Here is a 15,329-nt window from a genome sequence, read left to right as displayed (position 1 = left end):
CTTCTGGGAGCGTTGACTGGTTGGTTATGTGTGAGTGGTGGCTGGCACATTGTGGGTGGTGTGGAGTGTGTGGCTGGTGGTGGGTTGTGGGAATGGCTGTTTTCTGTGGTTGTTGTCTTTTGGGAGTGTCGGCTGGTCGGTTATGTGTGAGTGGTGACTGGCGCATTGGGGTGTAGATGGTGGCTTGGGCGGTTATATGCGAGTGGTGGCTGTCACATTGCGATGTGGATGGTGATTGGGGTGGGGAACGAAGGGCGAGGGGGTGATGGGTGCAATCCGGCTGTGACTGAAACCTTGGGAATCGCAGCAAAAAGCCCCGCAGGCATTGTGCTTGCGGGGCTTTGAGAGCGTGGGCAATGAGGGATTCGAACCCCCGACATCCACCGTGTAAAGGTGGCGCTCTAACCAACTGAGCTAATTGCCCGAACGAACACAGTGTACAGCAATCCACGCCAAAGGTTGGTCATTTGGGTCTGCTGTGTCGTTGCTGTGCACAGCACTCTCCGCTCGGTGTTGTCCGATTTGGACGGAAACGGAATTGAGTGGGCGGAATTGAGGGGAAAGAAGTTGAGTGGGGCAGACGAAATGAGGACAAACGGAACGAGCAGGGCAGAACGGAGTTGTGTGGGCTGGCGTCGGTGCGATTGTGCGCCTGCCCTGCCCGTACCGCCTGCCCCATCCTGCACGTACAGCCCGCTCATGCCGCCCCATCTTTTCGCCGCGCCCTGCTCATGGTGAAATGCTTCACGGATGGGACGGAATGTGGAATTGGGCAGGCGTTGATTGTGATAATTGAGCGAAAATTGGGAAAAATCGCCACCAAGGTCTGAAACATCGCGTAATCTTGATTAAGATTTGTGTACCTCAGGAGGACGCTCGATGCCGAAGACACAAGACCAGACCAAGCAGGACGGTAATCTTTCCATCCCCCGCGTGGGCAAGCGCAAGGAAGGCTATGACCCCGCACAGGTCGATGAGTTTCTGGAGAGGTCTCATCAGCTTTACGATTCCCCGGAACCGCGGCTGACACAGGAAGAGATACAGAACACGTCGTTTTCCATCGTGAAGAACGGTTATTCCGTGGCTGAGGTCGATGCTGCCCTCACCCGGCTGGAAGGTGCTGTTGTTGACAAGCGCACGCAATGGGACGTGCAGCACTACGGTCGCGTGGCGTGGCGTGCGCGTACCGATACGCTTGCCCGTTCGCTTCACGATCGCGCAGCTCGCCCCCATGGCGAGCGCTTTTCGGATGGCCGTCCCAACAAACCGTCATATGACCGCAAGCAGGTCGACCACATGATCGATTGCGTCATCGCACAAATCGCTGACAAGCTGGGCAAGACGAGCGGCATCGCCGTCGAAGGCGCTGCAGAGCCCAAGAAGTGGCGCAAGGATCCCGAGGAGTGGACGCTGTCGGATGTGGCGGACATCATGTTCACCCGTCACACCGGTCACCATGGTTATGATGAGCGCCAGGTGGATGCCTACATCAACCGAATGTTGCAGGTGCTGGCACGCATCGAATCCTTCGAACGCATTGAAGGGCCGATTTCGAGCACGGATTCTGCCCGCAGCTTCGAAGATGGATACGCTGACGGCGTGCTTGACGGCATGGCTCGCAGCCAGTCAGCCGCCTCGTCCACCGCGACGGATGCTGCCGCTGGCGCGGCTTCGATCGCCGATGTGCAGCAGGCGTTCTCCGCTCTTGTCGCGGCGACCGATCAGGCAGCTGCCTCCCAGAATGCCGCCGACGGTCCGGTCTCTCAGGAATTCAACACGTCGAGCATCGCTCCTGTGCACACCGATGGTTACCAGCCGGCATCCGGTCAGAACCGCGGGTATGCCGCCTATGACCCGGCATCGGTGCCTGCTTCCTTTGCTCCTTCCCACGGCGGGAATTCCGCCGCCGCGCCAGTGGCTGCCGAAGATGCCCCGACGGTCGCAAGCCCTGACTTGGCGCGCCGTATCAACGAACTGACGCAAGACAATGCTTCGGATGCGCAATCCGTGGTGGATGCCGGTGCTGGCATGCCGCAGGCGTTCGCGCCCAAGGGGTATGTGCCTCGCGGCGGGAACCGTGCCGGCGCTGCGCCTTCCGCGGACGCTGCGCCGCAAGCATTCACGCCGCAGTCTGCAACTGCTCGGCGAGATTCCGCCTCGCCCGCTTCGGCGGAGCAGGCGACCGCATCGGCCCCCATCTCGTTCGCTGATGCAAAGCATGCTTCCGAGCGTGGCAACAGTTCGCTTGCTTCGCTGGTGTCTGACACGTTGTCGTCGGATACGATCCAGCCTCATTCCGCTGGAATCTCCGTGCCCACCGGTGTCGCCGCAGGTGCGCCTTCCGTCGCCCCGCTCATTCCCCAAAACGCCCAGCAACCACAGCCGCAGGCTGTCAGCGATGACACCCCCGTGTCGGGCATCATCCCCGCGGCGGCGCCCGCTGCCCATGCGGCACCGAACGCGCCGGCATCGACGGCTTCCGCGATGTTTGATGCCGATGGATTCCCGCTTGCCGAAACCGGCGATCTGACCGGTCCGATTCCGCCGCTCAACGGCAACCGCAGCGGAGCCAACGGTTCGCAAGCCTGAGCCGAACTGTGAACGCCACGGTGCCGAGCCACGGAGTCAAAACGAATAAAGGAATAACAATCCCACCAATTCACACGCTCATGCAGCGCAAGCGGAATGGAGGTCTGCTGCTTTCATGCGAAGCGTAATCCTGTTGGGATCCACCGGATCCATCGGAACGCAGGGACTCGACGTCATCGGACGCCATCCTCAGGATTTTACAGTCACGGCATTGGCCGCCGGAGGAGCCCACCCCCGGTTGCTTGCCCAACAGGTGGCACGCTTCCATGTGCAGCGTGTGGCGGTGAGCGACCCCAAGGCCGTCGCTTCCGTACGTGACGCATTGGCAGCGGAAGGCGTACCGGCTTCGGATGTGCAGGTCGATGCCGGCGCCCAGGCGGTCGTGGATGTGGCTGGAAGCGGCGCCGACGTCGTGCTCAACGGCATCACCGGTTCAGTGGGTCTTGCCCCGTCCATCGCGGCGTTGCAAGCGGGGAGCCAACTCGCATTGGCGAACAAGGAATCCGTGGTCGCCGGCGGTCACCTGCTGTTCGACGCGCAGGTGCGCGCCCACCAGATCAACCCGGTGGATTCCGAACATTCCGCGATCTGGCAGTGCCTGCGGGCGGGAACGCATGATGAGGTCTCCAGGCTGGTCATCACGGCATCCGGCGGTCCTTTCCGAGGCTGGACGCGCGAACAGATGACATCCATCACTCCCCAGCAGGCGCTGAACCATCCCACCTGGCACATGGGTCCGGTCGTCACCATCAATTCCTCCACGTTGATGAACAAAGGTCTTGAGGTCATCGAGGCCAGCAGGCTGTTCGGCATCGAACAGTCGCGCATCGCCGTCACCGTGCATCCCCAGTCCATCGTGCATTCGATGGTGGAATTCCGCGATGGCGCCACGATTGCCCAGTGCTCGCCGCCTGACATGCGTCTGCCCATCGCGCTGGGGCTTTCGGCTCCCGACCGAATGCCGGACGTCGCGGCGGCCTGTGACTGGACCCAGGCGGCGACTTGGACGTTCGAACCGCTGGATGACGAGGCATTCCCCTCCGTTGCGTTCGCTCGCCGTTGCTTGGATTCCTCCGAACGCCACACCGCTGCCTTGAACGCCGCGAACGAGCAGGCCGTGCACGCCTTCCTGGATCGACGCCTGCCGTATCTGGGCATTTTCGACGTGGTGCGTGGTGTGCTCGATGATATGGACGCCAAGCTTTCCGGTGCGGCAAGCAAGACGTTTGAATCCGTCGATGACATGCTTGATTGCGAGCATGAGGCGCGTCGCTTGGCGGATGAACGCATCGCATCATGCTGCGCCGCCGCATGAATCGTAGGGAAGTCCCAATCCTCACGAATCTACAAAAACCTACACAGAAGGGCTTATTCACCATGGCAGGAACTGAGGGAAAGACCAGCGCAGAGGACGGCGTGGGATTTCGCAAGACCGGTACGCCGGATTACGCCGAATCGCCTCTTCACCCACGCCGCAAATCACGGCGCATCATGGTGGGGCCGGTGCCCGTGGGCGGGGGAGCGCCGATCTCCGTCCAATCCATGACGAATACGCCCACCGTGGATGTGAACGCCACGCTGCGTCAAATCGGCGAGCTCGCCCAAGCCGGCTGCGATATTGTGCGAGTGGCGGTGCCCAGCCAAGATGATGCCGATGCTTTGCCCGAACTGGTGCGTCGCTCGCCTCTGCCGGTTATCGCCGACATCCACTTCCAAAGCAAATACGTGTTCCAGGCCATCGACGCCGGATGCGCCGCAGTGCGCGTGAACCCGGGCAATATTCGCAAATTCGATGAGGTCGGCCCCTCCATCTGCAAGGCGGCCACCGACGCCGGCATCAGCCTGCGCATTGGCGTGAACGCCGGCTCGCTCGACAAGGACATGTACGCCAAATACGGCGGCCCCACTCCGGAGGCACTCGTCGCGTCGGCGCTCAAGGAAGCGCACATGTTCGAGGACGTGGGATTCCATGACTTCAAGATCTCCGTCAAGCATCATGATCCGGTCACGACAGTGCAGACCTACCGGCTGCTGGCGTCGAAAGGCGACTGGCCATTGCATCTGGGCGTCACGGAGGCCGGGCCGGCCTGGCAGGGCACCATCAAGTCATGCCTCGCGTTCGGCGCATTGCTTGCAGAAGGCATCGGTGACACGATTCGCGTGTCGCTTTCTGCGCCTCCGGTCGAGGAAGTCAAGGTCGGATGCAAGATCTTGGAATACCTGGGACTGCGCAAGCGTCATTTCGACATCATCTCATGCCCCAGCTGCGGCCGTTCCCAAGTGGATGTGATTGCGTTGGCGCAAGCGGTGACCGAAGGCCTCAAGGGCATCACTGCTCCGATTCGCGTGGCGGTGATGGGCTGCATCGTCAATGGACCGGGCGAAGCGCGCGAAGCTGACCTCGGCGTGGCGTCCGGCAATGGCAAGGGGCAGATTTTCATCAAGGGCAAGGTCATCAAGACCGTGCCCGAAGATCAGATAGTCGAAACGCTGCTGGAGGAAGCCCAGCGCATCGCCGCCCAGATGCAGTCCGATGGCGATGACGCGGCGCAGCCTGTTGCTGCGACCGGTCCGGTGGTGGTTCCGATCACGGCTGCGCACCAAGGCTGACCGGTCACGCAGGGAGCTCAGGTTTCAGCCATCGGGAAACCATGTCGGCCCAAACCTTCCTGCGTCCATGTCGGTGCCGTAAACTGAGGAACTGTGTCAGATGAACAGTTCAAAACGCCCGTGACGCCGGCCCACGAGAGCAATCCACCGCATGGTCGCGAAACCCCGCATGAAGGTGATGCGCACCCGGTCATGCCCGCGAAACCATGGAACTTTGGGCAGCGTTTCGCAGTCACGTGCATCGTGTTCGTGCTGCTGATGGGAATGTTCATCGGATTGTCGAACATCACATCGATCGATACCGACCTGGGGCCGCTCGACCAATCCATCAGCACGGTGAGCAACGATACGGCCGTGTCGTTCGATTCCGCTGACACGACATTGCCGGCGACCGGCACATATGAGGTCGAGACAATCAGCGATTACATCGACCTCGTGCAGCCATCCACCGGTGCGGTGCAGCATGCGCACATCCTCGTTCGCATGCCCAAGGGCGTGGCGGAAAGCGGCACCACGGCCAGTGCACAGCCAGCGGATGGCGTGTCATCCGCGCCATCCCTGCCCAGCAAGCTCCCCGCCGCGGTCTATATGCATGGCGCGGGCTACGGTACTGCTGACAATTCCTTCGGCGATGTCGCCACGGACCTGGCATCCGCAGGTTTCGTCACGCTCACCGTTGACAAGCCGGTGTGGGGAACCAATGACATGACACGCGACTACCCGGGGTCCGCCCACGCCTACGACCAATGCGTGCAATACCTGCGTGACCTCGCCTATGTGGATTCCTCGCAGGTCGGCATTTACGCAACCAGCGAAAGCTGTTGGATCGCGCCCTACGTCATCCGCGAAGACGGCAACATCGCCTTCCAAGTGCTGCTCAGCCCGCTTGTGTTCAACCCGCGCAACGCATTGGGGTTCTTCGTCACCCAGGATTTCGCAATCGTCGGCGCCAATCCGGGGTATCAGCGCATCGTGGAGAGGGTGTTTTCCGCCGACATCATGATGTTCGGCTTGAGCAACGTTGATTTCAACGCCTTGCTGCCGCAGTCGTATTCCATTCCCACCTTCGTCGCTTACGGATCGAAGGACGTCATGACGCCGCAAGTGCAGGGAGTGACCACCATCCTGTCGATGGCGCATGCCAGTGGCAACTGGGATGTTACGATTCGCAACTATCCCATCGGCAACCATGTGCTGCGCCTCGGTGATGAAGCCGAGGAGGGCACCGTGCTCGTGGACCATTATGAAAGTGATTTCGTGGATTGGGCGGTGGGCACGACCCGCGGCCTCAAGCAAACGACGCCTCGTGTGGCAGGCGCCACAATCCGTCAGTCCATCGCGGTGCCCACTGAGCTCACCGCACATCGCGGCGCGACAATCTATGGCGTGACCATCCATGCGCTGCAGATTATTGCGTTGCTCGTGCTCGCCGTGTGCTTGGTCATCGCTGCTATCAAACATGTCGCCAACCGTCGCAACGGCAAGGGCAAGGCGCTGGGGTATTCGCGTGACTTCAGGCGGCTGCTGCTCGCAAGCTTCGTGTGCACGTTTGGCTCGTTGCTGCTGTTTTTCGCTGCCATGGGCCAGAACGTCTACCGTCTTGTCAAGCTCGTGTGGGGGTCTGCTCCCACCGCCCCTGGCATGATCTGGTGGAGCTGGTATGCGATCCAGGTCGTCTGCGCGATCATCGTGTTCGTGTGGGCCCGCGTGTTCACCAGCGGTCTTGAAGTGTTGCGTTTGCATGGCATCCTGCGTCGTCCCGGCACTCCGCGCCGCCCCAAGGCTCCCGAGGTTCACGACGAGACTCCGTTCGCATTGACGACATTGGGGCGCGTGACGGCAGTGACGTGCATGGTGGAGATTCTGCTCATCCTGCTGGTATTGGCGTTCTGGGGATTGTTCCTGTACTGATGCCGGATTTCGGGACGGTTGGTATCTCGAACCTCTCTGTATCTCGAACCTCCCGGTATCTCGAACGCTCGGCGGATGAGTATACTGGTTCAGTAGTGTGTTTGACGCAGGTGCCGTTGCCTGGCCAGACATTGACAGAACGGAGAAAACCAACCGTATGCAGTGCAGCAGGATGCACTGTCGGCGCGGTTGGAGGGAGGGATACATGAACCCCATTTCTAGGGCGTTGCATCGCAGGTTGAAAGGACAGTCCGGTTTCACCATGACCGAGCTGTTGGTCGTTATCGTCATTGCCGGCATTCTTGCGGCTATCGCCATTCCGGTGTGGCGCGGTCAGCAGCGCAAAAGCTATATGAACGACAATCGCGTGGCGGTTGCGAACGCTCGCCTTGCCATCCAGAACTTCATCTCCAAGAACGATGACACGACGTACGGATTGACGATGCCGGACACCGGCCTGTGCTATTGGCCCAAGGGCAGTGACACCGACCCCACCAACTGCAAGATCGGCAATTCCAAGATTGCCATCCCCCGTGGCGTGAAGCTTGAAATCCAGCCGAAGAACCAGACCGGCACGAATGTCGAGAACTGGTCGAGCGCCATTCACTTCGAGGTATACAACGATTATCTCGGCAAGCAATGTCATTACGAGTATGCGGATTCCTCCGTGGAGACATGCTGAGGATGAGACATGCTGAGGATCATTCGCTGAGGGATTATTGCGAAAGCCATCAAGTTAATGGACCATCGAGTTGATGGACCATCAAGTTGATTGGCAATCGAGATGATCGACAATCGAGTTGATCGACCATTCGCCGGCCGGTTTACATGCAACGCAGGGAGCGTGCTGTAAGCCGACCGGCGAATCATATATCGGCGCCTTTGATGCGGTGTACAGTGAAGGGGCTTGAACACAGCGCACAAAGGACAAGCGTTCTCACATACGGCGTTCACGGAAGGGGAGCGATGCCGGTCTACCATGACGAAGGCGTGATTCTGCGCACCCAGGACTTGGGGGAGGCCGACCGCATCGTGACCATCCTCACGGCATCCCACGGCAAGGTGCGCGCGGTGGCGCGTGGCGTGCGGCGCGAAAAATCACGCTTCGGCGCCCGGCTTGAACCGTTCATGCGCTCCGACCTGCTCATCGCCACCGGACGCTCCCTCGACGTCGTGTCACAGGCTGCGGTCATTATGCCGTACGCCCGCGCCATTTGCGTCGACTACAACTCATATCTCGCCGCCAGCGCAATCGCCCAGACGGCGGATAAACTGCACGCCGATCCACAGCACAACACCGCGTGGCGTGCTGTGAACCCGACATCCAGCAGGCCGGATGGCCAATATCGGCTGCTCATCGGCGCCCTCGGAGCATTGGCGAGCCGACTCCACACGCCGCTCACAATCGCATATTCCTACGTGCTGCGCGCGATGGCTCAGGCAGGGTGGCTCCCGCGCCTAGGGTCTTGCGTCGTGTGTGGGACGGCCGACTGCACATATTTCTCAGTGCAGGGCGGAGGCACGATGTGCGCAGTCCATCAGCTGCCCGGCTCCCACAGCGTGTCGGCAGACAGCGTGAAGCAGCTGCAGGCGCTGCTCGAAGGGGATTGGGGATTCTTGGATTCTGCGCAGGCGTTGGATAATTGCGTTGGCGCCATCATCGAGGAATGGAGCGAATACTATGTCGAGCGTCCCATTCGTTCACTCCGGCTGTTACATTCGATGATATGAGTTTTGAAAACGTGGATTACAAGTCGCTCAACATTCCCGCGGCTCCGTTTTCCGATCCGTCCATCATTCCGTCGTTCCCCAAGGGCAAGGTGCCTCGTCATGTGGGCCTCATCATGGACGGCAACGGCAGGTGGGCGCAGCAGCGTGGCCTCGTGCGCACCGATGGGCATCAGGCAGCCGAACCAGTGGTGTGCGATGTGATCGCCGGAGCCATCGAGGCAGGCGTGCGTTACCTGAGCCTGTACACTTTCAGCACGGAGAACTGGAAGCGCTCGCCGTCGGAAGTGCGGTTCCTCATGGGATTCTCACGCGACATCATCCGCAGGCGCGTGGCACAGCTCGACGGCTGGGGTGTGCGCATCCGCTGGTCCGGGCGTCGTCCCCGCTTGTGGAAGTCGGTTATCGACGAGCTGGAGATCGCTGAGGAACGCACGAAGCACAACACGACGATCGACGTGGTGTTTTGCATCAACTACGGCGGGCGTGCGGAAATCGCCGATGCTGCCGCGGAAATCGCGCGTCAGGTGCGCGATGGCAAGATCGAAGGCGATCGTGTGACCGAGAAGATGTTCGCGCAGCATCTGTACAACCCGGACATCCCTGATTGCGATTTGGTGATCCGCACATCCGGCGAGCAGCGCACCAGCAACTTCTTGGCATGGGAGGCGGCATACGCCGAACTTGATTTCGCGCCCGAACTGTTCCCCGATTATGGCCGTCAGGCGTTCTGGCGCTCCATCGAACACTATGTGAACCGTGACCGTCGCTTCGGAGGCGTGAAGAAGGCGTAAAGAAGGCGTAAAACGTTGTGGCCGCGGTGCTATTTGACCGCGACCAGATTATTAACCGCGGCGTTCAGATTCACGCCGCGGTTTTGTTATGCACCGTTTCCAGTGCGGTTTCGCAGCACCGTTTCGCAGTATTCACAGTGCGGTTTCACAGCACCGTTTCCAGTGCGGTTTCGCTGCACGGTTTCATAGTATTCATAGCGCGGTTTCACAGCGCGTTTTCATCGTGCGTCGCGTCATCTTGCTGGGCGAGAATGGAATCGACGAGCTTGACTTTCGCATGCATCTGATCCCGGAACTTAGGACGGATGTCAAGCGACAGATGCACGCCCGTGCGGTATCCCTGCCCGGCAAGCTTCATCGTGGCATCGCGAATCACTCGCAGCACATCATCAAGGTCGCCTTCGATTTCCGTCGCCATCGAATGGGTTTCGTTCGTCAATCCGGATTCGCGAATCACCTCGACCGCTTGGCTCACATATTGCGACAGTTCTTCGCCCACGCCATTGGGATAGATCGCCACTGATGCGAGCGTATTGACATACGTGGGATCGGTGGGCGACTTCGGGGCGCGCTTGCCACTGTTGTCATCAATGGTGCAGTTGCCGTGCGTAGATGCGGATGTCATGGAATTCCTTTCTTTGGTTTTGTGCCTCAGGACATCGGGATGCCCTGAGGCGTGACGAAAACGACGCAGGTCAGTCTTCCACAGCGATCAAGCCATTGGCGATTTGCTGCGGCGTTGTATTCCACAGGGCGTCGAGGAATTCGACTTGGAAGCTGCCCGGACCTTTCGCGCGAGCGTCGGCGGCGGAACCAGCCACGTTATACAGCGCGCTGGCACCAAGGGCAGCGGTGAGAGGATCGCTCACCGCCAGATACGTGCCGACGACGCCGCCCAGCGAGCAGCCCGCTCCGGTGATTTTCGTCATGTATGCGCTGCCGCCAGCCAAACGGAACACGCGCTCGCCGTCGGTCACCAAATCAACCTCGCCGGAAACCGCAACCGCGCCGCCGATGAATCGTGCGAGCCTGATAGCGGCATCACGCGCCGCATCCACGCCATCCACGGATTCCACGCCCTGCGGACGGTTCGCGGATGCATCAGCACCATCTGGATCGTCGGAGTCAAGGCCCCACATGCGCGTCAGCGTGATGATTTCGGACGCATTGCCGCGCACCACTGCCGGAGGGTTGTCGCGGAACGCCATGAGGATCGCACTGCGCGTCTCTCCGATGCCTGCCGCCACCGGGTCAAGCACCCACGGATGCCCCAGCTTGCGGAAGCCTTCGGCGATCTGGGGGAACGCCTCGCGGTAATACGGCTGCAACGTGCCCACGTTGATGTAAGAGGCATGGCACAGCTGCGCGGTTGCGAGCACATCATCGGGCAGATAGCTCATTGCGGCGGTGCCGCCTGCCGCCAGCTGGGCATTCGCCACGAAGTTCACTGTGACGAAATTCGTCACTGACTGGGCGAGGGGAGTGGTGTCGCGCACTGATTGTGCAGCTGCGCGGATTTTCTCGCGCACAGGGTCGGTGGCGGCAAGCCAATGTGCGCCAGCCGGTGCGTCGTGTGCAGCGGCAGATTGAGGGGAATCGAATTGTTGAGAAGCCATGGGGGTCCTTTCCGTATCGCGGCGATGGCGGGGAACGACCGCGTCGTGTTCGAATATACGCCGCGGTGTGGAACCGGGCACGGGCGGGTATAGCGCGGGTATAGCGCGGGGAATGAGCGGAGCGGCACAGGAAACAGCGCAGCAATAACGCGGGGCATTGTAGGCAATACCGCGGGAACAGCGCAAGACAGCGCAAGAACAGCGCAGCAATAGCAAAAGGGCGGAACCCCATGGTCCCGCCCTCACCTTCTGAAGGACTCGTGGCGCCTTCAGAATTGCGCCGTCATAAAGGCGGCACGTCGTCGGTCTCTCAGGCGATGCCGCGCTGGCACAGCGCCTCGAATTCCTCGCGCACCTGGCACTTCTTCACGGCGTCCTGCTGGTTCACGATGCCCTTGGTCACCAAACGCGCCAGATCCTGATCGAGCGTATGCATACCGATTTCTCCACCGGCCTGCAGCTGGGTACGGATTTGATGCGTCTTTGCGCCACGGATCAATGCGGCGATTGCCGGCGTGGAATACATGACCTCCGTTGCCGGGGCACGTCCCTTGCCCGAAGCCCTGGGCAGCAGTGTCTGCACGATCACCGCCTGCAATGTGGAAGCGACCTGGATTCGAATCTGCTGCTGTTGGTTCTCGGGATACACGTCGATCAGACGGTCCACGGTGGATGCGGCGTCCTGAGTGTGCAGCGTGGCGAACACCAAATGGCCGGTTTCCACGGCTGTCAGTGCCGTCGAGATGGTCTCCAGGTCTCGCAACTCGCCGACCATGATGATGTCGGGGTCTTCACGAAGAGCGTGCTTGAGTGCTTCAGCGAAGCTCTTCGTATCGGTGCCGATTTCACGCTGATTGACGATGCACTGCTTGTGCTGATGCACGAACTCGATAGGATCCTCGATTGTGATGATGTGATCGTGACGTTCGGCATTCGCTTTGTCGACGATGGCGGCAAGCGTCGTGGACTTGCCGGAACCGGTAGGACCGCAGACCAGCACAAGGCCACGCGGCAGCAGCGCCAGATCGGCGATGCGAGGATCGAGGCCCAGCTGCTGGGCGTTCTTGATCTCGAGCGGAATCGTTCGCAATGCCAAGCCGACGCCGAGCCTATCGCGGAAGATATTGACACGGAAGCGTTCAAGCTGGCCGATGGCGAACGACAGATCGAGCTCGAGGTCCTTCTCGAAGCGCTCCCGGTCTTCCTCCGTCGTCATGATCTTGACAACATCCCATGTCTTGTTGCCATCCCAGACGGACAGATCCGTCAGCTGCGTCAATTTGCCGTCCACACGGAGCGTGGGGTGGGCTCCGACGACCAGATGCATATCGGAAGCATTCCTCAGCGTCAATTGCTTGAGCGCTTCGACGAACTCCGGATCTGCATCCGGATACTGCACGTCCATCTGCTTGACGACCGCGTCTGCAAGCGCGATGCGCTTTTCGTTAGCCTTGGACTTTTCGTCATCCTGATGCTCGGGCACCACGAAATGATCGGGCTTGACATACAGTCCCGGGATTCCATCGAGGCTGCGCAGGTCGCCGTTTTGTTGCTGCTGCGGCTGAGCCTGCTGTTGCATTTGCTGCTGTTGCATTTGCTGGGGTTGTGTCTGCTGGTAGCTTTGCTGCCTCATGCGCTGTAGCTCCTGCAGCTGTTGGGGCGACAACTGCTGCGTCGGCGCATCCTGGTATCCCTGCTGGGGCTGCTGCCCATAGCCGGTGGCGTTTGCATAGCCGTTCTGGTAGCCCTGCTGTGCGTAGCCTTGCTGCTGCCCATAGCCGGCCTGCTGCCCGTAGCCTTGTTGCTGCGCGTATCCGCCTTGTTGAGGCTGGCCCTGATAGGCCTGCTGGTACCCTTGGTATCCGCCTTGTTGAGCCTGCTGGTATTGCTGGTTTTGTGCGGGGACAGCGTTGAAGTCATTTTTTGAGGAGTTATCGCGGCTTCGCGATTCAAATGGATTGAACATGGCGGAAGAATTGTCCTTCTCTTGAGATGGAACCTTGTTTTGAGACGGTGTCGTGTTGTGAGACTGAGCGGCGTGAGATGCATCTGCCGATGATTGATTGGCAGGGGACTGAGCCGGAGTCTGGGTCTGGGGTTGCTGGGGTTGGCCTTGCTGCGGTTGCTGGTCCTGCTGCGGTGCAGTTTGCGGGGCAGCGGCTTGCGGCGCGGCAGTTTGCGGCGCGGCAGTTTGCGGCTTGGTTGTTTGCTGGACAGCTGCCTGCGGCGCGGCATCATTGCGCGTAGCTGCCTGCGGTGTACTTTGCTGCATCTGACGGCGCGCCTCCTTGGCGTTGGCCAGTGCCTGAGCAAAGTTCGATGCCTTGAGAGCGGCGGCATCCTGTGTGCTTGGCGCGCCCAACGGCGACTGGGGACGTGCGGGTTGCTGGCCTGAGCCTTGCACCGCTGCCCGTGCCGCCTCCTCGTTGCGAGCCCTCGCAGCCCTGAGACGCTCTGCCTTTGCGCGCGCAGCCTTGATGGCTTCCGACTCTTCGGAAGATTGTGGTGCGGCGGTGGCTGGCGTAGCCGGATGCGCGGGGTTTTGCGGCGCGTTGCCACGTTGCCGTGCAGCGTCCTGCATTGCTGTGTTGTTGGATGCTGCGGCTGTCGGCTGCTGGGGTGTCGCCCCGCCATTGCCCTGTGCTTGTTTGGATTCAGCTGTCTGCTTGGATCCAGCTGCCTGCTTGGATCCAGCTGCCTGCTTGGAATCGGCGGCCTGCTGAGATGCCGATTGTGCGGATTCAGGGGCTGCCTGCTGCGCGAGAGCGGCACGCTGTGCCTGCCGACGCATCTGCGCCCGACGCACGCGCTCCTCAGACTCCTTCTGCTGCTGCAGCATCAGTTCATCGGCCTTGCGGCGGCGTTCGGCATCGGCGGCACGCTGAGCCGCTACGTCCGCGTCGTTTTGGTTCACCATGGAACGTGCCTGGAGGCGAAGCTGCTGGATGTCGATCGGAGCAGGGGTGCGGGTTTGCGATGCCGCTGGCTGCGGCGCCTGCTCCGTGCGGTCATTGAGGCGAGCGGCGGCATGGGCGGACTCCAAGGCGGCAAGCATGCTGTCTTCCTCGGGGGCGCCTTCTTTCTCTTTCTTTGCTGCATCCTTGCGTTGCGATGCGCCCTTGTGTTGTGATGCGCTGCTTTCTTGCGAAGCCTGTGCAGCTGTGTTGCTGCCGTCATTGGCGGTGGGCTGTTTCGTTCCTTCGCGTGTGGCTGATTGCCCGGAGGCGCCTTGTGAACGGTTTGCTGCGGTGCCATTGGCATCCGTGCCGGCGTTCTGCTGCGGGGGCAATGGATGGGCGAAAGGATTGCGGGCGGCGTTCTCGCGAGCGAATTCACGTGCCTGCTGCGCCGTTGCGGGGCGGGCGGCAGCGTTGGCCTGATTTTGGTGTGCCAGCCGTTGCGCTGTCAGGTCAGGCGGTATGGAATTGCCCTGCATCCCGTTGGGGCGATTGGACGTATTCCCTGAACGGGGAGCTTGGCTGGTGGCACCGGCATTGGGCATATGGCCCAGCGCCCTGGCTATCGCCGCCTCGGCACGTGCATTTGCCGCATCATCGGCGTTTTGCTCGGCTTGCGCTGCGGATGCGGCGGCTGGCCCATTCGCAGCGCCGCTAGTGGTGTTTCCATCCGCAGCGTCATTGTGCTGATTGCCACCTGCGGCATTTCTCAGCTGTGAATCGCCTTCGGCGTTGAACGGTGCCTCGGTGTCGAGAATGTCAAAGAATCCCATGTCCATGGATCCTTGCGAACCGGAGTTGTCGCCGGACATTTCGCTAGGCATGGTCACGCCCTTGAGGTTCGACAGGTCATCATTGTCCGAGTCGACGGGGTCGCTGCCACGTGGTTGCTGATCATTCGTCATTGCTGCACCTCTGACTCTCTTTCCCTTTGGTTGTGGTCCCGCAACGCCCAAACAAACACGCAATGATGCCGTTCGATACATCACAGGAGATTTTTCTCTCGGTTTCAGGTTCGCGGCGGTGCGTGTGGGCTGCGCTGCTTCGACACTGCCAACATCGGCAAGCCGCTGCAAACCTCTGAAGCCGATTCTAACCCAAGTTCCCAGCGTCTGTGTGCGTTG

Annotated in this window: 10 protein-coding genes and 1 tRNA gene; 7 read left to right on the top strand and 4 right to left on the bottom strand. The window is 60.7% G+C overall.

All coding sequences use genetic code 11. The annotated features are described in order from the left end of the window. Window positions 1-350 precede the first annotated feature (350 nt). Window positions 351-424 (bottom strand) — tRNA-Val (locus tag CLV65_RS04700). A gap of 455 nt (window positions 425-879) precedes the next feature. Between CLV65_RS04700 and CLV65_RS04690 the strand changes: the two genes are divergently transcribed. From CLV65_RS04690 to CLV65_RS04660, 7 genes are all read left to right on the top strand, one after another. Next, window positions 880-2,589 carry a DivIVA domain-containing protein gene (locus tag CLV65_RS04690; RefSeq protein ID WP_094690800.1) on the top strand — a complete coding sequence of 570 codons (1,710 nt, stop codon included), beginning with the start codon at window positions 880-882 and terminating at the stop codon, window positions 2,587-2,589. A 115-nt stretch (window positions 2,590-2,704) separates the two neighbouring features. Continuing rightward, window positions 2,705-3,904 carry a 1-deoxy-D-xylulose-5-phosphate reductoisomerase gene (gene dxr / locus CLV65_RS04685; RefSeq protein ID WP_094690799.1) on the top strand — a complete coding sequence of 400 codons (1,200 nt, stop codon included), beginning with the start codon at window positions 2,705-2,707 and terminating at the stop codon, window positions 3,902-3,904. Window positions 3,905-3,966: 62 nt separating this feature from the next. Beyond that, complete coding sequence (ispG, locus tag CLV65_RS04680) at window positions 3,967-5,199, top strand: flavodoxin-dependent (E)-4-hydroxy-3-methylbut-2-enyl-diphosphate synthase (RefSeq protein ID WP_094690798.1); 1,233 nt, start codon at window positions 3,967-3,969, stop codon at window positions 5,197-5,199. A gap of 192 nt (window positions 5,200-5,391) precedes the next feature. Then, window positions 5,392-7,110 (top strand): alpha/beta hydrolase family protein, encoded by a 1,719-nt coding sequence (locus CLV65_RS04675; RefSeq protein ID WP_094690950.1) that lies wholly within the window; start codon window positions 5,392-5,394, stop codon window positions 7,108-7,110. Window positions 7,111-7,315: 205 nt separating this feature from the next. Continuing rightward, on the top strand, window positions 7,316-7,792 hold the full coding sequence (locus tag CLV65_RS09100; RefSeq protein WP_157847221.1) for a type II secretion system protein: 477 nt from the start codon (window positions 7,316-7,318) through the stop codon (window positions 7,790-7,792). Window positions 7,793-8,076: 284 nt separating this feature from the next. After that, on the top strand, window positions 8,077-8,841 hold the full coding sequence (gene recO / locus CLV65_RS04665; protein WP_094690796.1) for a DNA repair protein RecO: 765 nt from the start codon (window positions 8,077-8,079) through the stop codon (window positions 8,839-8,841). Next, complete coding sequence (locus tag CLV65_RS04660) at window positions 8,838-9,632, top strand: isoprenyl transferase (protein WP_094690795.1); 795 nt, start codon at window positions 8,838-8,840, stop codon at window positions 9,630-9,632. Before recO ends, CLV65_RS04660 begins: the two co-directional genes overlap by 4 nt. 205 nt (window positions 9,633-9,837) lie before the next feature. Here CLV65_RS04660 and CLV65_RS04655 read toward each other — a convergent pair whose 3' ends face one another. From CLV65_RS04655 to CLV65_RS09015, 3 genes are all read right to left on the bottom strand, one after another. Beyond that, window positions 9,838-10,257, bottom strand: a complete 420-nt coding sequence (locus tag CLV65_RS04655; protein ID WP_094690794.1) for an MTH1187 family thiamine-binding protein — start codon at window positions 10,255-10,257, stop codon at window positions 9,838-9,840. A gap of 70 nt (window positions 10,258-10,327) precedes the next feature. Then, the gene (gene thiM / locus CLV65_RS04650) at window positions 10,328-11,248 is read right to left on the bottom strand and encodes a hydroxyethylthiazole kinase (RefSeq protein ID WP_094690793.1); all 921 of its coding nucleotides are present in this window, start codon (window positions 11,246-11,248) and stop codon (window positions 10,328-10,330) included. Between the two features lie 310 nt (window positions 11,249-11,558). Then, complete coding sequence (locus tag CLV65_RS09015) at window positions 11,559-15,110, bottom strand: type IV pilus twitching motility protein PilT (RefSeq protein ID WP_244569098.1); 3,552 nt, start codon at window positions 15,108-15,110, stop codon at window positions 11,559-11,561. Between the last annotated feature and the right edge of the window lie 219 nt (window positions 15,111-15,329).

It is taken from the genome of Pseudoscardovia suis (assembly GCF_002797875.1).
Lineage (GTDB): Bacteria > Actinomycetota > Actinomycetes > Actinomycetales > Bifidobacteriaceae > Pseudoscardovia > Pseudoscardovia suis.
This window is presented reverse-complemented; position numbering and strand designations above follow the sequence as displayed.

Coding starts and splice junctions, on each gene's coding strand:
- CLV65_RS04690 (WP_094690800.1), top strand. CDS start 880: ATGCCGAAGACACAAGACCAGACCAAGCAGGACGGTAATCTTTCCATC.
- dxr (WP_094690799.1), top strand. CDS start 2,705: ATGCGAAGCGTAATCCTGTTGGGATCCACCGGATCCATCGGAACGCAG.
- ispG (WP_094690798.1), top strand. CDS start 3,967: ATGGCAGGAACTGAGGGAAAGACCAGCGCAGAGGACGGCGTGGGATTT.
- CLV65_RS04675 (WP_094690950.1), top strand. CDS start 5,392: ATGCCCGCGAAACCATGGAACTTTGGGCAGCGTTTCGCAGTCACGTGC.
- CLV65_RS09100 (WP_157847221.1), top strand. CDS start 7,316: ATGAACCCCATTTCTAGGGCGTTGCATCGCAGGTTGAAAGGACAGTCC.
- recO (WP_094690796.1), top strand. CDS start 8,077: ATGCCGGTCTACCATGACGAAGGCGTGATTCTGCGCACCCAGGACTTG.
- CLV65_RS04660 (WP_094690795.1), top strand. CDS start 8,838: ATGAGTTTTGAAAACGTGGATTACAAGTCGCTCAACATTCCCGCGGCT.
- CLV65_RS04655 (WP_094690794.1), bottom strand. CDS start 10,257: ATGACATCCGCATCTACGCACGGCAACTGCACCATTGATGACAACAGT.
- thiM (WP_094690793.1), bottom strand. CDS start 11,248: ATGGCTTCTCAACAATTCGATTCCCCTCAATCTGCCGCTGCACACGAC.
- CLV65_RS09015 (WP_244569098.1), bottom strand. CDS start 15,110: ATGACGAATGATCAGCAACCACGTGGCAGCGACCCCGTCGACTCGGAC.